This is a genomic window from Streptomyces sp. NPDC111520, from assembly GCF_055635295.1.
On the sequence record NZ_JBVKBW010000014.1, the window covers coordinates 130,605 to 145,577 of the forward strand.

Below are 14,973 nucleotides of genomic sequence, written 5' to 3' on the forward strand. Positions count from 1 at the left end.
CCGGCACGTCGGCGCCGGGCCCGTGCGGTCACTCCGCCAGGCCGGCGGCCAGCGTCGCGCCCAGTTCCCAGCAGGCCCGCAGATCGGCCTTGGACGGCTCCCCGGTGACCGTCACCTCCGCCGCCGCCTGCTCCCAGCCCAGGCCCGTGGTGATCGACCGGATCCCGCGCACCGTCCCCGTGACGTCGTTGCCGCCGTGCACGTAGAAGCCGAACGGGCGGCCGCGCGTGCTGTCCAGGCAGGGGTAGTAGACCTGGTCGAAGAAGTGCTTGAGCGCCCCCGACATGTAGCCGAGGTTCGCCGTCGTGCCCAGCAGGTAGCCGTCCGCCGCGAGCACGTCGGAGGCCGTGGCCGCGAGGGCGGCCCGCCGTACCACGTCCACGCCCTCGATCTCGTCGGTGGTCGCGCCCGCGACCACCGCCTCGAACATCGCCTGCAGGTTGGGCGACGGCGTGTGATGCGCGATCAGCAGGCCCGGCACTCAGCTCACTCCGGCGGGCGCCGACGCCGGCAGGCTGTCCATGAACGAGCTCACCGAGAACACCGCGTTGCCGGGACCGGCCGGGCCGTACCCGGGCGGCGAGCTCAGCCCGTACTCCTCCAGCGTCGAGCGGTACACGTCCAGCAGGCGGATGTGGTACTCCAGCGGCGCGCCCTCGGGGTTCGCCTTGCCCAGCGGGGTCGTCGGCTCCGGGCACCAGGTCGTGAAACGCGGCGTGATGCCCCGCGACATGAAGAAGCGCAGGCCCTCCGCCGTGGAGTCGATCGCCTCCCCGACGCTGGTGAAGCCGAACGGCTCCGCCATCTCCACGCCCGCCACGAAGTTGGGGATCACGTTGCGCGGGCCGAAGATCTCCGCCGAGTCCAGGATGCGGCGGTGCCACTCGTCCCGGCCGACGTAACGCTCCTTGCCGGGGCAGTACAGCTCGAACAGACGGCGGTCCCACACCTCGTAGTTGGGGTGGTAGATCTGCACGCCGTAGTCCTTGAAGCGCTGCACGTCCTCCTTGGGCAGCGCCTGCGCGACGACCTTGCCGATCCAGCGGCCGGGGAAACGCTCCTCGATGGCCTTCGCGTAGTGGCCGTAGAAGTCCGCCTCGTCGCGCCCGGCGACCTTGGAGGTGATCGCCCCGCCGGTCAGGGTGTAGGCGGTGGAGGACTTCGTCTCGTCGTACTTGTCGATGATCTCCAGCGCCTCCAGCACCTCCTCGACCGGCTTCACGCCCGTGTAGGGGCGGCCGGCCGCCTTGTGCTGGCGCCAGTTGTGGTTGATGTCGCAGTACTGGCACTCCTCCTTGGCGCCGAAGTACTGGCACACGCGGAAGACCGTCAGGTAGATCAGGTAGCCCCACTGGATCGTCGGCGCGACCTCCATCACCGACTTCCCGTTCTCCAGGGTGTGCCGGTAGTACGCCGGCATCGGCGGCAGGCCGACGTCCGCGATGCGCACCCCGTCGAGGTAGAGCCCGAGCACCCCGCGCCCGCCCGCCCGCACGCGGTACGGCGAGGCCGGGTTCACCCGCACCGACACCACCGTGCGGCGCAGGTCGTACGGCCCGCCGGTGAGCACGATCTCCTCCGGCGGCCGCTTCAGCGCGGCGGCGCCCAACTCGGGGAGGGTGCGGTGGTCGAAGGAGAAGATGAAGTACGACTTCGGCTTGACGTCGCCGTCCTCGTTGCCGCTGAGCGCCGACTCGTCGAACGCGATCCCGCCGCGCAGCAGGTCCTCCTTGATGACCGCCTCGCGGGGGACGTGCGGGAAGCGGCTCATCAGGTCCTCGACCAAAGCGGTGCGGCTGTGCATGCCCGGCTCCATCCTCGAGACGCTGCCCCGGGTCCGCCGTCGACGGGCGGGGCGGTCCTGGGGAGACCTAACAGGAAGACATTACGCACCTGCGGCGGCTTCCCGGGCGGCACCCTCCGAATGCGCCCCGTCGTGCGCGTGGCGAAGGCCCCGGCCGCCTCCTCCCGGCCGGGGCCTCGGCAGGGCCTCGCTCAGCGGTAGTTCACGAACTGCAGCGCGAAGTCGAGGTCCTTGCCCTTCAGCAGTGCGATGACGGCCTGCAGGTCGTCCCGGCTCTTGGACGTCACGCGCAGCTCCTCGCCCTGGACCTGCGCCTTGATGCCCTTGGGCCCCTCATCGCGGATGATCTTGGCGACCTTCTTGGCGTTCTCCTGCGAGATGCCTTCCTCGATGGTCGCGAAGATCTTGTACTCCTTGCCGGACAGCTGGGGCTCGCCCGCGTCCAGCGACTTCAGCGAGATACCCCGCTTGACCAGCTTGGTCTCGAAGACGTCCAGGATGGCCTTGACCCGCTCCTCGGAGTTGGCCTGCATCAGGATCTTGTCCCCGGACCACGAGATCGACGCGCCGACGTTCTTGAAGTCGTAGCGCTGCGAGATCTCCTTGGCGGCCTGGTTGAGGGCGTTGTCGACCTCCTGCCGCTCGACCTTCGAGACGATGTCGAAACTGGAGTCGGCCATCTTCAGTTGGCTCCTTGGCTCTGATCCGTCGGGTCCGCGACCCGCCTCCGGGCCGCCCCCGCAAGCCTAGCCACCGGACCCGCCCGAAGCGCTGATCAATAGGGTGGCGGAGCACCCCCGCGCATCGGGTATTGTTTACGACGTCGCCACGGGGACCGCACACAAGCGGCCCGCGGAGACACTTCCCAGGCGGTGTGCCCGAGTGGCCAATGGGAGCGGACTGTAAATCCGTCGGCTTAGCCTACCCAGGTTCGAATCCTGGCGCCGCCACAGTGGAAACACAGCCCCTGAGCTGCGGAAACGCGGATCAGGGGCTGTTTTGGTTGCTCCGGCGGGTGCGCGTCACTGTCTCGCTCCGTCCCGTTCTTGCACGGTCGCTACCAGCGGTTGTGGACGGGGCGTGGACGGGAATCCGGCGCCTGGCCTGCGGCTGTGGGGCATCCGTGGGGGACTCCCCGCTGCGGCAGGATGGGCGCGTGCTCCCCTCCCGACTGCTGTGGCGTGATCCTCGGCCGATTCCCAGGCTCAATCGCCAGGAGCCGGTGACACAGGTGGTCCGTGATCCCGGCTTCTACGACCCTCTCGAAGAGGACGAGTGCTCGGTTTTCTGGTACGTCTGTCAGGCCCACGACCGGGTCTACCGGCACGAGGCCTGCGGTCATGGTCCACACCGCATCGAACTGCACTGCGAGCTGCACGGGGCCGAGAACATGTGGCCGCAGCCGCTCATGCTGATGTTCCCCGGCGGGTTCACGCCTGAGTTGAGTGATGCGCAGCTGGCCTGGGTGAGGTCAGACCACGATGCCGACTAGAGGTTCAGGCCGGCGGATCTCCGTGCGGCATCATGGGTGGGGTGAAATCGCCGCAACCTGATGCACTCATGGCCTTGGTGCGGTCGGAGAAACCGGCCGACGTCGTCCGCGCTGGGGCCGCTTGTCTGGCGCAGATGCTTGATGGTTTCGCTTGGGTCAGCTCGCGGCAGGCGCTGGAGCGGCGGGTCTCGGAGCGCCGCGAGGTGATGGCGGTAGAGAAGAGCAAGTGGAACCGATCGGGACACTTGATCGAGTTCACCGTGGCAAGCCTGACCGTCTTCGATGACGGCCTGGGCGCGTGGCGCCGGGCCAACCCCGAGCTGACCGTTCGCCGCCCCGAGTCTGTTGAAGCGATCGTCTGCGCATCCAGCTTCCTGAACTTGTCCACCGAATACTCTGTGGCGCTCACTCGCCCCGAGGAGCGACAGGCAAGGCTGGAGCGGTTCGCAGGCCACCTTCGTGACACTGCTCTCCCATGGTTCGCCAATTCGGCCGACCCCGAGCAGATCGCTCGTACGGCGCCTGACGCTCTGCTCACCGCGTGGGGCTTTGCTCAGGATCTGCTCGAGTTCCTCGTCAGTTCCGGTTGTGTGCCACAGGCGCGTGCGCTTTGGGAGCGGGTTCAGGAACGCAACGCCGATCGTCGGCAAGCGTTCTTGGCAGGTCAAAACATGGCCCGAACGGGAGAGCAGCCACAGTGGCACACACCCGAAGCTTTGGGATGGAGCGCGTCAGTCCTGAGCCTGCAGTAGACCCGGCCGCGGGGGCGTGGTCTGAGCTGTACGCGCATCGAAGCCGAGGCGACCGTGCTGGCATTGCCGGACAGCAAGGGCGGCGACTACCCAGATGCACCCGCCGCCCTTGCTGCGACTACAAAGCGGAGCCGCCGTGTTCTCGCAGACGGGTAGAGATCTTCGCGTTGGCGGCTTCGTCTCCGCCCTTCAGGAACTTCGCGTACACCCGGAAGAGCACAGCGACGCTGTGGCCGGCGCGCTCCGCCACCAGCTGTGGTTCTACGCCCGAGCTAAGCCACGTGGACACGGCGGCGTGGCGGAGGTCGTAGGGGCGTTTCGCCAGCTTCGTTGCCTGCTCCGCAGGGGAGAGGGCTTCCGCTCGGGCGCGCGCCCAGACCTCGCCGTAGCCGCTCTCCTGCACCATGCCGCCGCGTGTTGTACGGAAGATCCGGCCGTCCGGCCCAGCGCCGTGCACCGTCACGTGCCAGCGCAGCAACGCCACCAGCTCTGCGGACGGCTGGCCAAGTCCGACGTGGACAACGCGACCCTTGACGCCCTGCGGATCACGGGCGACCGGCTGTGCTCGGAGTACCCGTTCATGCCCAGCGAGCAGCTGCTCATTGAGGGCAGGCAATGGCTCCGTCGGGTGGTGGACCTGACTCGGCAGAACCTCACCCTCGCCCAGCACCGCGAGGTCCTGGCTCTGTCCGGATGGCTCGCCCTGCTCGTGGGCTGCGTCGAGTACGACAGCGGCAACCGGCACGGCGCCGAAGCCACGCGGCGGGCCGCGCTCCAGATCGCCCAGGAAGCCGACCATGCCGAGATCGGCGGGTGGGCGCACGAAATGAAGGCGTGGTTCGCCCTGACGACCGGGGACTACCACGGGGTCATCGCAGCTGCGCGGGCTGGAACAGAGGCGGCGGGGAGCCACGGCGTCGCGGTGCAGCTTGCCGCCCAGGAGGCCAAGGCGTGGGCCCGGCTCGGGGATCGCCGGCAGACGGAGGTCGCCCTGGACCGCGGGCGCCGCCTACTCGAAGGACTCCTGCACCCGGACAACCTGGACCACCACTTCGTGGTCGACCCGTACAAGTTCGACTTCTACGCCATGGATTGCTACCGCCTGGTGGGCGAGGACAAGTTGGCCCGCACCCTGGCGACCGAGGTGATCCGCACCGGCACGGACTTCGACGGCACGGAGCGCTCCCCGATGCGCAACGCCGAGGCCAAGGTGACCCTCGGAGTCGCCGCCGCGCGGGAGGGCGACCTTGAGCAGGCGGTCAGCTATGGCGAGGCAGCCCTGAAGGGCGAGCGTCAGTCCGTTCCGTCGCTCATCAGTGGTCAGCCGTGAACTCGCCGCCGTTGTCCGCAACCGCTACAGCACCGAGCCGGCGGCCCAGGAGTACCTGAGCACCTACAAGACCTCGGTCGCGCGAAGCCCGGCTTCTTGCCCTCCTAGACACGACACTTCGTTTCCACGAGGTCGAGGTGTGTCCCGGTGTCTCGAAAGCAATCCTGACCTGCTGAAACGACCCCACACGTTCGGCGGGGTGACAGTCCCGGGTGTCCCGCCCTTCTGTTTCAGCTATGTGCTTCGCGCTCTCAGTGGGGCAGGCACCCGTGCGCGATTACGGGCACACATCCTCCGTGTGCATGCGGGCGTACCGATGGTCGGCAAGACGGCCTTACCCCTACCTCATCTTCCGGCTCAGGTTGCGTCCTTGGAAGTGGTGTAACGGGTTGGACCTGATGCGGGGGTTGCCCCGGCGTCCGGGTTGGTGCCCGCATAGACAAACGGCCACCGGCTGATCTTCGAAGTGTCGAAGCCTCGAAGGAGATCAGCACGATGACCGCACCTGACAGTCTGCCCTTGCACGCCCTCGCCGAGGAGAACCTCGCCGCGGCGAGTCCCGATCTGTTGCGCGCGATGGTCAAGACGTTCGCCGACGCGCTGATGTCCGCGGAGGCCGATGCCCTCTGCAGCGCGGAATACGGGCAGGTCAGCGGTGAGCGCGTCAACCACCGCAACGGATATCGCCCGCGCGAGTGGGACACCAGGGCCGGCACCGTCGAGCTGGCCATCCCCAAGCTCCGCAGCGGCAGCTACTTCCCGCACTGGCTCCTGGAACGACGCCGCAGGGCCGAACAGGCCCTGATCTCGGTGGTCGCCACCGCCTACCTCCTCGGGGTCTCCACTCGCCGGGTCGAGAAACTCGCCGAGTCCCTCGGCGTCACGCGTCGGCGGGGCGGCTGATGGAGAGCCGGCGGTCTCGACGTGATGCGAGCGGACGGCGTTCCCGCGACCGGCCGTGACGTGTGCCGCCGGCTACGGCGGCTGCCGCGGATCAGCGGTGCCGGCGGGCTTTGCCGCGGTGACCGGCGCGACGCCGGAGCAGGTGGACGGCCTTGGCCAGGAGGACGGCCAGGAGGGCGCCGAGGGCCCAGTGCTTCCAGGGGCCGGACGTGAGCAGGAGGCCGCCGAGGCCCAGGTGGGCGGCGACGACCAGGACGACGACGGCCGCGATGCCGAGCTTCGTCCCTCGCGTTCGCGGGCGTGGCGTGGCGGCTGCGGCCGGCTGCCAGGTGACTTCCGGTGCTTCGGGGCCGCCGATCTCCCGCAGCCGTCCGGCGACCAGGTGCTGGATGCGCCGGAGACCTTCCTGGTCCGCCGCTTCGACGTGGAGCGTCAGCGAGCCGGGCCCGGCCTCCAGGGTGCACCGGCCGCCCTCGGCCTCGATGGTCCCGTGCGTGTCGGACCACGCGGCGTGGTCCTCGTGCTGTGCGGCGGTGTCCGTCACGCCCGCCCGCGTGCACAGTTGAGCCAGGTACCGGGCCGGGTGGTCCGTGGGGATGCGGCCTTCGGCCCGCTGCGACTGCTCGACGCCCATGACGGGGAACCCCACCTTCCGTGGCCGGTGTGCCTCGTCCATGAGGACAGGGCGGCCGAGCGGAATGTGACAGCGGCTGCGCGCTTCGGGGTCAGCGCCAGTAGGTGTCGTGGGTGAGGCGGTGGTGGCGCTTGTCGTACTGGTCGACGGTGTCGATGGTCCTGCCGTCGGGTATGGCGATCGCCCAGGCGCGGTAGTCGGTGCCGGGGACCGTGACGGTGGGGGCTTTGAGGCTGGTGCCGTCGCTGAAGGTGACGATGCCGTAGTCGATGGCGGCTTCGGGGTTGGAGACCATGAGGCGGGTGCCGGTGGTGCCCTTGTCGTGCAGGCCCCACAGGCCCGTGTCGCCGGAGCCGGCGGGGTCGTGGGCGCCGGTGACGGGCTGGCAGTCGGACCAGGGGCCGCCCTGGTGGTCGATGCGTACGCCGCCGATGTACATGCGCTGGCACAGCAGTGCGGTGCCGGACGCGGGCGTGCCGTCGGGTGCGGTCGGGAGCTCGTAGCCCTCCGGCAACGTCTTGTGGAACTCCAGGGCCACCGACCAGGCAGTGCCGTCCGTCGTGCCGCCGCCGACAGCCACGGTGACGGGTCCCGGTTTCGCGGTGACCGTGGGGCTCGACGCGGGCGAGGGACGCTGCGCGGGTCCGGCGGGGGGACGGGGGCCGTGGAACGGGAGGGCCAGGGCGACGGCGAGGACGCAGGCCGCACCGGTCACGGCGCCGACCGCGGCGGCGGCGCGGTGGCGCTTCCTGCGCGCCCGCGCGGTGGCGAGGATCCGGTCCACGGGGGCCTGGGAAGAGGGGTAGGCGTCGCGCGACCGGGCGAAGGCGTCGCGCAGCCAGTCCTCTTGGGCGGGGCGTCGTCGGTCGTGGTCGGGAGTCATCGTGCCTCTGCGGGGCGGCTGGGCGGGTGGAGGCGGGCGAGCGTCGTCCGGTTGCGCAGTTTGTCCAGGGCCCGGGAGGCCTGGCTCTTCACCGTGCCGACCGAGCAGTCGAGGACGTCCGCCACTTCCTCCGCCGACAGGTCCTCGCAGTAGCGCAGCACGACGACCGCCCGCTGCCGCTCCGGCAGCCCGGCGAGCAGCCGGGCCAGGGCGTCGTAGCCGTCCACGGCCCCGACACCCGCACCGTCCTCGGGGACGGTGCGGGTGTCGGGCAGCGACGGGAGGAGGAGGTGGGCGATCCTGCGGCGGCGGTACCGGCTGCGGTTGGTGTTGACCAGCGCCCGCCGCACATAGTGCTCGGCGTGCTCGGGCCGCAACCGCCCCCAGTGCGGGTAGACCTTGGCCAGCGTCGACTGCACGAGGTCTTCCGCTTCGTGGAAGTCCCCGGTGAGCAGGTACGCGGTGTGGGTCAGGGCGCGCCAGCGGGCGGCGACGAACCGGGTGAACTCCGCGTCCGGTCCGACGTCCTCGGCTCGGTCGTCACATTGCTGCACGGCAGGAGGTGCCCGTCCTTCTTCCCGGGGTCAGCGCCAGTAGGTGTCGTGGGTGAGGCGCTGGTGGCGCTTGTCGTACTGGTCGACGGTGTCGATGGTCTTGCCGTCGGGTATGGCGATCGCCCAGGCGCGGTAGTCCGTGCCGGGGACGGTGACCGTGGCGGCCTTCCGGTGGGTGCCGTCGCTGAAGGTGATGACGCCGTACGCGACGGCCGCTTCGGGGTTGGAGACCATGAGGCGGGTGCCGCTGGTGCCCTTGTCCTGGAAGCCCCACAGGCCCATGCCGCCGGAGCCGGCGGGGTCGTGGGCGCCGGTGACGGGCTGGCAGTCGGACCAGGGTCCGCCCTGGTGGTCGATGCGCACCCCGTCGATGTACATGCGCTGGCACAGCAGTGCGGTGCCGGACGCGGGCGTGCCGTCGGGCGCGGTCGGCAGCTCGTAGCCCTCCGGCAACGTCTTGTGGAACTCCAGCGACACCGACCAGAGCTTGCCGTCCACCCGGCCCTTGCCGATCAGCTGCGTGACGACCGGGGACGCCTGCTTCTTCGGCGCGGCGACCGCCGCGGCGGCCACGGCGGCGGGTGCGCCGGCCCGCTGCGCGGCCGGGGCCGCCTGGCCCGACGGCGCCGCCACCGCGGTGGCGCCGAGGGACACCGCGCCGATGGCGACGGCCGCGGCGGTCGCGATGCCCGCCTTCCTGGCAAAACTGAGAGCCACGGAGCATTTCTCCTTCGAAGCTGCCGCCCGGCACGGCGCCGGGCGGTCCTTGACGGCCGGCGCGGTGGGCCCGCGCGCCGGCCCGCGGTGACCACCGGATGCGGCGGCCGCCACGTTGGACGTCCGTTCGTAGGTACTCCCGAATCTGCGCGGAGGGTTGCACGGCCGTACAACTTCGTTCGCAACGATGGGAGTTGAGGCCGCAGTCCTGCGGTGGCGTCGGGCGGCCGGCGGTTGCTCCGGGGCCGGCCGGGCCCGTGGTCCCGGCCTCCACGGCGGCCGGATCGCCCGCACTCGGTGCGCGGAGCGCCGGCGCGGTCCACTCCGGTCAGCGGGGCCGCCGGCGAGCACCACCCGGTCACGATCCGCTCGGCCCCTTCTCCCGCTTCCGCGCCCGGACGCCCCCGCACGACCGGGCCCCGCGCGGCGCGGCCCCGGTACCACTCAGCACTTCCGATATTTCGGGATGAGATGTACGAAAGAGGGGAAAGTGGTTGAAAGCGGCACACCGTCGCGCACTCCTGGAAAGGGAGGAGGGATGTGCGTGTGATCCGCGATCACTGCACCGACACGCTCCGCTGGTCCCCGGGGATCGGCCGGCACCGCCCGCCGGTGCCCCGGGGGCGGAAGAGGGTTCCCCATGAACTACATAGCTGAGCGATTGCGCGTCCCGCCGCAGACCGAGGACGCCGTGCCGCCGCAGCCGCGGGTGACCGCCGGCGACTGCGGCCTGCTGCTGATCCGGCTCACCTTCGGCGTCCTGATGGCGGGGCACGGGCTGCAGAAGCTCTTCGGGTGGTTCGGCGGCCAGGGGCTCACCAGCACCGGGAAGGGCTTCGAGCAGCTGGGCTTCTCGCCGGGCAAGGTCTACGCCGCCATCGGCGGGGCCTCGGAGTTCCTGGGCGGCGTGGGTCTGGCCCTCGGGCTGTTCACCCCGCTCGCCGCCGCGGCGCTGATCGGCGTCATGATCAACGCCATGGTCACCGTGACCGGTGCCCGCGGGCTGTGGGACGAGCAGGGCGGCATCGAGTACAACCTGGCGATCGTCGTCGTGGCCCTGGGCGTCGCCGCCATCGGCCCCGGGCGGCTCGCGCTGGACCGCTGGTTCCGCTGGGGGAGGGGCGGCTGGGCCGACGCGGTCGTCGCGCTCGCCCTCGGCGGCGTGGGGGCGCTGGTCGTCCTGAACCTCTAGGCCGGTCCCCGTACCGGCGGCACGCACCCGTACGACCCCGGGGTGCGGGGGAGCCCCGGGGTCGTGGGACATCCGGCGCCGGTCGGACGCGTGGGTGCCCCCGCCGCAAGCTCACCCCTACGAGTGACGCGTGGGGGCGTGCGGAGAAAATCGAACACGTGATTGAATAACGGGCATGGCCAACACCGTGTTCCCGCCCGATCTGGTGCAGGCGCAGCGCGAATGGCACCTCACCTACGCGCAGCTCGCCGCAGAGCCGGCCCACGCGGCGATCCTGAGACGACGCCTGCTGTGGCTGTCCTGCCGGCTGTTCTGGCACCCGTACTGGCACACCGGCGCGGGCCGCTCGCCCGCGGCCCGGGTGGAGTTGCGGCAGCAGGCGCGGGCCACTCAGAACCCGAGGTCGGACAGACCCGGGTGATCGTCGGGCCGCCGCCCCAGCGGCCAGTGGTAGGCGCGCTCCGACTCGGCGATGGGGGTGTCGTTGATGCTGGCCAGCCGTACGCGCATCAGGCCCTCGTCGTCGAACTCCCAGTTCTCGTTGCCGTAGGAGCGGTACCAGTTGCCGGAGTCGTCGCGGCACTCGTAGGCGAAGCGGACCGCGATGCGGTTGCCGTCGAAGGCCCACAGTTCCTTGATGAGCCGGTACTCCTGCTCCCTCGTCCACTTGCGGGTGAGGAAGGCGACGATCTCCTCCCGCCCGTTGACGAACTCGCCGCGGTTCCGCCACCGGCTGTCCGGCGTGTAGGCGAGGGACACCTTCTCGGGGTCGCGGCTGTTCCAGGCGTCCTCCGCGAGGCGGACCTTCTCGATCGCGGTCTCGCGGGTGAACGGGGGTGCCGGGGGTTTCATCGGCATGATGTCTCCGTGACGTCGGGGGGATGGCGCCGGCCGTCCCGATACGATCAAGTGCAGCCCAGAGCCGGGCTGATCGCATCCCGGCCGTTCCCCCCTCTACCCGCCCGCCCGTGCCCGCATCCGCGCCGCGCGGAATCGGGGCCACGGGGGGGGGAAGCCGCCCGCCGCGGGCCCGGTTCAGTTGCCGGCGACGTCCTTCACCGCGACCGACACCGGGGTGTGACCCTCGATCAGTTCCAGCGTGAGCCCGGCCGTCGAAGGGGTCTCCAGCAACTCCGCGAGGACCGCCGCGACGTCGTCGCGCGTCACCGAACCGCGCCCGGTCGAGGCGGCGAGCCGGACCCGCCCCGTGCCGGGGTCGTCGGTCAGACGGCCGGGGCGCACGATCGTCCACTCCAGGCCGGTGCGCCGGCGCACCTCGGCGTCGGCGGCGCCCTTGGCCCGCAGATAGGCGGCGAAGACCTCGTCCGTGCCGGGGCGTGGATCGGCGTCGGCCCCCATCGCGGAGACCATCAGGTAACGGCGTACGCCCGCGCGTTCCGCCGCGTCCGCCAGCAGTACGGCGGCGTCCCGGTCCACGGTCTCCTTGCGCGCGAGGCCGCTGCCCGGCCCCGCGCCCGCCGCGAAGACGACCGCGCCGGCACCGGACAGCGCCCGGGCCACCTCGTCCACCGACGCCGACTCCAGGTCGAGCACGATCGGCTCGGCGCCGGCCTCGCGCAGGTCACCGGCCTGTTCCGGCCTGCGGATGATGCCTGCCACCTCGTCCTCGCGCGCGGCGAGCAGGCGTTCCAGCCGCAGCGCGATCTGTCCATGTCCACCAGCGATCACAGTGCGCATGCCACCGACGCTACGCCCGGCGTGCCGTTCATGCCGGGTCACGGCGACTCCTCGACTGACGCGGCAGGTCGAGCGCGAGGGTGTCGGTGTACTCGCGTACCGCGCTGGTCCGGGAGACGACCCGCCCGCGGTGGATGACGATCCGGCTGTACGCGAGCGACAGCGCGCTCTCCAGCCGGTCGGCCCGCACCGCGAGCAGTTCGGCGGGGAAGCCCGCCTCCACCCGCACCTCGGGCAGCCCCATGACGGCACGGGCGTCCCTGCTGACCGACTCGTACGCCTCGCCGGGGGCGCACTCGCCGTGCGAGGCGAGCAGGAAGGCGGCCTCCAGGGGGTCGCCGCGGCCGACGGGGTTGGTCAGGTCGCGCAGGGCGCCGCTGCCCGCGGCGATCCGGACGCCGGCCGCACGCAGCGTGCGCACCGGTGCGGTGCCGCCCCGGCGCACCGACTCCAGCGCGCCGCAGGCGCCCTGGGGGAGGGCGGTCAGCGAGACCCCGGCGGCGGCGAGCTGTCCGGCGAGCCGGACGGTGGTGTCGTACGGCAGCCGGGCCAGGCCCCCGCAGGGGCCGAGGGCGACGCCGGGGCGCAGCCCCCCTGCCATCGCGGCGAGCCGGGAGAGCCGGGCCGGGTCGGCGGCGTCGGTGTGCAGGTCGACGGGGAGGCCGAACTCGGCGGCGACGCCGAGCACGGCCTCCGCGTAGCCGGCCGGGTCGGGGTCGAGGTCGGGGCAGCCGCCCACCACGTCGGCGCCCATCTTGAGGGCGTCGCGGAGCACGGCGAGGCCGTCCGCGCCGGCGGGCCCGGTCAGGACCCGGGGCACGGCCACGGTCTGCACGTCGACCAGGCCGCGCAGTGCCCGCCGGGCCTGCAGCGCGGCCTCCAGGGCGCGCAGCCCCTGGACGTCGCCGATGCGGATGTGGGTGCGGACCGCGGTCGCCCCGTGGCCGAGCTGGTGGAGGGCGCCCTCGGTGACCCTGCGCTGCACGTCCTCGGCGTCGTACGACGGAGGGCCGGCGGAGCCGGCGGTCAGGGCGGTGTCGAGGTGGGCGTGGGGTTCTGCGGGTGCGGGCAGCAGGAGGTAGCCGCCGAGGTCGACCCGGGTGCCCTCGTGGAGGCTGCCGGCGGTGCCGACGGCCTCGATGCGCGCTCCGGCCAGGCGGACGTCGACGGTGCGGCCGTCGGCGAGGCGGGCACCGCAGAGCAGGAGGGCGGGGGCTGGGGCGGCTTCGCCGAGCGGCGGGTCGGTGGGCTGCTGCGGCTGGCTGTCGGTCATCGCGCTCCTCGGGGCCGGAGGCAAGATCACGCGGTTCCGAGCCTAGGGCGCGCCGCCCGGTACGTCCGGGAAGAGCGAATAGTCGTACTGGTGACGTCAAGTGACGTATGGGGCCGAGCGGCTGGGGCCGCGGAGGTGGGAGGTGGTCCCGCGACCGTCCGCAAGATACGGATTTCACCTTCGGCGGCGGACCGTGTAATGTCTTCCTCGCTCGCCCCAATAGCTCAGTCGGCAGAGCGTCTCCATGGTAAGGAGAAGGTCTACGGTTCGATTCCGTATTGGGGCTCTGATGATCGGATGACCCGCCACCCGGCGGGTGATCTCTTCATCGAAGCGGCGTAGCTCAGTCGGTAGAGCAAGCGGCTCATAATCGCTGTGTCACCGGTTCAAGTCCGGTCGCCGCTACCCCGCGTAGCCGATTGTGGGATCGGTCCTTCAATCGGCTACTCTTTCCGTGTTCAAACCTTATTGCCGTTCGTCAAGGAGCACTCACGTGGCCGCCACCGACGTCCGCCCGAAGATCACGCTGGCCTGCGTGGAGTGCAAGGAGCGGAACTACATCACCAAGAAGAACCGGCGCAACGACCCGGACCGTCTTGAGATGAAGAAGCACTGCCCGCGCTGCAACGCGCACACCGCGCACCGCGAGACGCGCTGACCCAGGCCGTAAGACCCAAAGAGGCCGTCCCTGTCACCGGGGGCGGCCTCTTGGCGTTGGCGGACCCGTCGACGCGCAGACCGAGTTCCGGAGGTGCCGATGGCGCTGGACCAGTCCTTCGTGGGGCGGACGTATCCGCCCACTGCTCCGTACGAGGTGGGCCGGGAGAAGATCCGCGAGTTCGCCGAGGCCGTCGGTGACCCGAACCCGGCCTACACCGACCCCGACGCCGCCAAGGCGCTGGGCCACCCGGACGTGATCGCGCCGCCGACCTTCCCGTTCGTGATCACGTTCAAGGCCTCGGGGCAGGTCGTCCTCGACCCGGAGCTGGGACTGGACTACGACCGTGTGGTGCACGGCGACCAGAAGTTCAGCTACACCCGGCCCGTCCGCGCCGGTGACCGCCTCTCGGTGACGGTCGCCATCGATGCCATCAAGTCGCTCGCGGGCAACGACGTCCTGGACGTCCGCGGCGAGGTCCACGACGAGAGCGGCGAGCACGTGGTGACGGCGCTGATGAAACTGGTGGCGCGCGCGCCGGAGGGTGAGTGAACCGATGACGGCGAAGATCTCCTACGACGAGGTCGAGGTCGGCACCGAACTGCCGGGCGGCTCCTTCCCGGTGGACCGTGCCACGCTCGTGCGGTACGCCGGCGCCTCCGGTGACTTCAACCCGATCCACTGGAACGAGAAGTTCGCCAAGGAGGTCGGCCTGCCGGACGTCATCGCGCACGGCATGTTCACCATGGCCTCGGCGGTCCGCGTGGTGACGGACTGGGCCGGCGACCCGGGCGCGGTCGTGGAGTACGGCGTGCGCTTCACCAAGCCGGTCGTGGTGCCGAACGACGGCACGGGTGCGCTGATCGAGGTCAGCGCCAAGGTCGCGGCCAAGCTGGACGACGACGAGCGCACGGTCCGGGTGGACCTGACGGCCGTCAGCGCCGCCCAGAAGGTGCTGGGCATGTCCCGCGCGGTGGTCCGGCTCGCGTAGCCCGCGCATTGGGGCCCGCGCATTGGGGCCCGCGGGGTAGGCCTCATGAGGTGGTCCGGCTCCTGTGGCCGTGAGGAGAAGGCGGCGGGCGT

General features: G+C 71.0%; 18 protein-coding genes, 3 tRNA genes and 2 pseudogenes. 12 read left to right on the top strand and 11 right to left on the bottom strand.

The window, feature by feature from the left end; all coding sequences use genetic code 11:
- Window positions 1-28 precede the first annotated feature (28 nt).
- The 3 genes from ACZ7MY_RS29905 to ACZ7MY_RS29915 form a co-directional block, all read right to left on the bottom strand.
- Window positions 29-481, bottom strand: coding sequence for a flavodoxin family protein (locus ACZ7MY_RS29905; RefSeq protein ID WP_499606412.1), 453 nt, complete (start codon window positions 479-481; stop codon window positions 29-31).
- Window positions 482-1,804 carry a radical SAM protein gene (locus tag ACZ7MY_RS29910; RefSeq protein WP_499606413.1) on the bottom strand — a complete coding sequence of 441 codons (1,323 nt, stop codon included), beginning with the start codon at window positions 1,802-1,804 and terminating at the stop codon, window positions 482-484.
- 191 nt (window positions 1,805-1,995) lie between these two features.
- Window positions 1,996-2,484, bottom strand: a complete 489-nt coding sequence (locus tag ACZ7MY_RS29915) for a YajQ family cyclic di-GMP-binding protein (RefSeq protein ID WP_018558836.1) — start codon at window positions 2,482-2,484, stop codon at window positions 1,996-1,998.
- Window positions 2,485-2,672: 188 nt separating this feature from the next.
- Here ACZ7MY_RS29915 and ACZ7MY_RS29920 point away from each other — a divergent pair.
- From ACZ7MY_RS29920 to ACZ7MY_RS29930, 3 genes are all read left to right on the top strand, one after another.
- Window positions 2,673-2,754 (top strand) — tRNA-Tyr (locus ACZ7MY_RS29920).
- Between the two features lie 206 nt (window positions 2,755-2,960).
- Window positions 2,961-3,296, top strand: a complete 336-nt coding sequence (locus tag ACZ7MY_RS29925; RefSeq protein ID WP_499606414.1) for a hypothetical protein — start codon at window positions 2,961-2,963, stop codon at window positions 3,294-3,296.
- A gap of 41 nt (window positions 3,297-3,337) precedes the next feature.
- Window positions 3,338-4,048, top strand: coding sequence for a hypothetical protein (locus ACZ7MY_RS29930; RefSeq protein WP_499606415.1), 711 nt, complete (start codon window positions 3,338-3,340; stop codon window positions 4,046-4,048).
- A 118-nt stretch (window positions 4,049-4,166) separates the two neighbouring features.
- Here ACZ7MY_RS29930 and ACZ7MY_RS29935 read toward each other — a convergent pair.
- Window positions 4,167-4,601: pseudogene (locus ACZ7MY_RS29935) on the bottom strand (site-specific integrase); the annotation flags it as partial.
- On the opposite strand from ACZ7MY_RS29935, the gene ACZ7MY_RS29940 reads away from it, so the two are divergent.
- On the top strand, window positions 4,512-5,378 hold the full coding sequence (locus tag ACZ7MY_RS29940) for an NsdA family TPR-like regulatory protein (RefSeq protein ID WP_499606416.1): 867 nt from the start codon (window positions 4,512-4,514) through the stop codon (window positions 5,376-5,378). The pseudogene ACZ7MY_RS29935 and the gene ACZ7MY_RS29940 overlap by 90 nt on opposite strands.
- Before the next feature lie 495 nt (window positions 5,379-5,873).
- A pseudogene (locus tag ACZ7MY_RS29945) lies at window positions 5,874-6,263 on the top strand (transposase); the annotation flags it as partial.
- 109 nt (window positions 6,264-6,372) lie between these two features.
- On the opposite strand, the gene ACZ7MY_RS29950 reads toward ACZ7MY_RS29945, so the two are convergent.
- Genes ACZ7MY_RS29950 through ACZ7MY_RS29965 form a run of 4 tightly spaced genes read right to left on the bottom strand, consistent with a single transcriptional unit; the run spans window position 6,373 to window position 9,069 of the window.
- A complete protein-coding gene (locus ACZ7MY_RS29950) occupies window positions 6,373-6,957 on the bottom strand; it encodes a DUF2218 domain-containing protein (protein ID WP_499606417.1) in 585 nt (194 codons plus the stop codon).
- A 49-nt stretch (window positions 6,958-7,006) separates the two neighbouring features.
- Window positions 7,007-7,798 (bottom strand): hypothetical protein, encoded by a 792-nt coding sequence (locus ACZ7MY_RS29955; protein ID WP_499606418.1) that lies wholly within the window; start codon window positions 7,796-7,798, stop codon window positions 7,007-7,009.
- Window positions 7,795-8,352 (bottom strand): SigE family RNA polymerase sigma factor, encoded by a 558-nt coding sequence (locus ACZ7MY_RS29960; protein ID WP_499606419.1) that lies wholly within the window; start codon window positions 8,350-8,352, stop codon window positions 7,795-7,797. The genes ACZ7MY_RS29955 and ACZ7MY_RS29960 overlap by 4 nt, the downstream gene beginning before the upstream one ends.
- Before the next feature lie 30 nt (window positions 8,353-8,382).
- A complete protein-coding gene (locus ACZ7MY_RS29965) occupies window positions 8,383-9,069 on the bottom strand; it encodes a hypothetical protein (RefSeq protein ID WP_499606420.1) in 687 nt (228 codons plus the stop codon).
- A gap of 640 nt (window positions 9,070-9,709) precedes the next feature.
- Here ACZ7MY_RS29965 and ACZ7MY_RS29970 point away from each other — a divergent pair.
- Together ACZ7MY_RS29970 and ACZ7MY_RS29975 are read left to right on the top strand one after the other, a co-directional pair.
- Entirely contained in the window at window positions 9,710-10,261 is a 552-nt protein-coding gene (locus ACZ7MY_RS29970; RefSeq protein ID WP_499606421.1) for a DoxX family protein, read from the top strand.
- A 175-nt stretch (window positions 10,262-10,436) separates the two neighbouring features.
- Complete coding sequence (locus ACZ7MY_RS29975; protein WP_499606422.1) at window positions 10,437-10,682, top strand: DUF8825 domain-containing protein; 246 nt, start codon at window positions 10,437-10,439, stop codon at window positions 10,680-10,682.
- Here the strand turns inward: ACZ7MY_RS29975 and ACZ7MY_RS29980 are convergent.
- The 3 genes from ACZ7MY_RS29980 to ACZ7MY_RS29990 all read right to left on the bottom strand — a co-directional run bounded on the left by ACZ7MY_RS29980 (window position 10,652) and on the right by ACZ7MY_RS29990 (window position 13,232).
- A complete protein-coding gene (locus ACZ7MY_RS29980; protein WP_499606423.1) occupies window positions 10,652-11,119 on the bottom strand; it encodes a nuclear transport factor 2 family protein in 468 nt (155 codons plus the stop codon). The genes ACZ7MY_RS29975 and ACZ7MY_RS29980 overlap by 31 nt on opposite strands.
- Before the next feature lie 177 nt (window positions 11,120-11,296).
- Window positions 11,297-11,959: an NAD(P)H-binding protein gene (locus ACZ7MY_RS29985; protein ID WP_499606424.1), complete on the bottom strand. Its 663-nt coding sequence runs from the start codon at window positions 11,957-11,959 to the stop codon at window positions 11,297-11,299.
- 28 nt (window positions 11,960-11,987) lie between these two features.
- A complete protein-coding gene (locus tag ACZ7MY_RS29990) occupies window positions 11,988-13,232 on the bottom strand; it encodes an amidohydrolase family protein (protein WP_499606425.1) in 1,245 nt (414 codons plus the stop codon).
- A gap of 213 nt (window positions 13,233-13,445) precedes the next feature.
- Here ACZ7MY_RS29990 and ACZ7MY_RS29995 point away from each other — a divergent pair.
- The 5 genes from ACZ7MY_RS29995 to ACZ7MY_RS30015 all read left to right on the top strand — a co-directional run bounded on the left by ACZ7MY_RS29995 (window position 13,446) and on the right by ACZ7MY_RS30015 (window position 14,881).
- Window positions 13,446-13,518: transfer RNA gene (locus ACZ7MY_RS29995), tRNA-Thr, on the top strand.
- Between the two features lie 46 nt (window positions 13,519-13,564).
- A tRNA-Met gene (locus tag ACZ7MY_RS30000) sits at window positions 13,565-13,637 on the top strand.
- Between the two features lie 88 nt (window positions 13,638-13,725).
- Window positions 13,726-13,890: a 50S ribosomal protein L33 gene (gene rpmG, locus ACZ7MY_RS30005; RefSeq protein WP_004571794.1), complete on the top strand. Its 165-nt coding sequence runs from the start codon at window positions 13,726-13,728 to the stop codon at window positions 13,888-13,890.
- A 99-nt stretch (window positions 13,891-13,989) separates the two neighbouring features.
- Complete coding sequence (locus ACZ7MY_RS30010) at window positions 13,990-14,442, top strand: FAS1-like dehydratase domain-containing protein (protein ID WP_499606426.1); 453 nt, start codon at window positions 13,990-13,992, stop codon at window positions 14,440-14,442.
- 4 nt (window positions 14,443-14,446) lie between these two features.
- Window positions 14,447-14,881: a MaoC family dehydratase gene (locus ACZ7MY_RS30015; protein WP_499606427.1), complete on the top strand. Its 435-nt coding sequence runs from the start codon at window positions 14,447-14,449 to the stop codon at window positions 14,879-14,881.
- The last annotated feature ends 92 nt before the right edge of the window (window positions 14,882-14,973 follow it).

What these genes read in the sequence shown, in the direction of transcription:
- ACZ7MY_RS29910 (WP_499606413.1), bottom strand. Translation starts at nt 1,804, where the DNA reads ATGCACAGCCGCACCGCTTTGGTCGAGGACCTGATGAGCCGCTTCCCG.
- ACZ7MY_RS29915 (WP_018558836.1), bottom strand. Translation starts at nt 2,484, where the DNA reads ATGGCCGACTCCAGTTTCGACATCGTCTCGAAGGTCGAGCGGCAGGAG.
- ACZ7MY_RS29950 (WP_499606417.1), bottom strand. Translation starts at nt 6,957, where the DNA reads ATGGACGAGGCACACCGGCCACGGAAGGTGGGGTTCCCCGTCATGGGC.
- ACZ7MY_RS29955 (WP_499606418.1), bottom strand. Translation starts at nt 7,798, where the DNA reads ATGACTCCCGACCACGACCGACGACGCCCCGCCCAAGAGGACTGGCTG.
- ACZ7MY_RS29970 (WP_499606421.1), top strand. Translation starts at nt 9,710, where the DNA reads ATGAACTACATAGCTGAGCGATTGCGCGTCCCGCCGCAGACCGAGGAC.
- ACZ7MY_RS29975 (WP_499606422.1), top strand. Translation starts at nt 10,437, where the DNA reads ATGGCCAACACCGTGTTCCCGCCCGATCTGGTGCAGGCGCAGCGCGAA.
- ACZ7MY_RS29980 (WP_499606423.1), bottom strand. Translation starts at nt 11,119, where the DNA reads ATGCCGATGAAACCCCCGGCACCCCCGTTCACCCGCGAGACCGCGATC.
- ACZ7MY_RS29985 (WP_499606424.1), bottom strand. Translation starts at nt 11,959, where the DNA reads ATGCGCACTGTGATCGCTGGTGGACATGGACAGATCGCGCTGCGGCTG.
- ACZ7MY_RS29990 (WP_499606425.1), bottom strand. Translation starts at nt 13,232, where the DNA reads ATGACCGACAGCCAGCCGCAGCAGCCCACCGACCCGCCGCTCGGCGAA.
- ACZ7MY_RS30010 (WP_499606426.1), top strand. Translation starts at nt 13,990, where the DNA reads ATGGCGCTGGACCAGTCCTTCGTGGGGCGGACGTATCCGCCCACTGCT.
- ACZ7MY_RS30015 (WP_499606427.1), top strand. Translation starts at nt 14,447, where the DNA reads ATGACGGCGAAGATCTCCTACGACGAGGTCGAGGTCGGCACCGAACTG.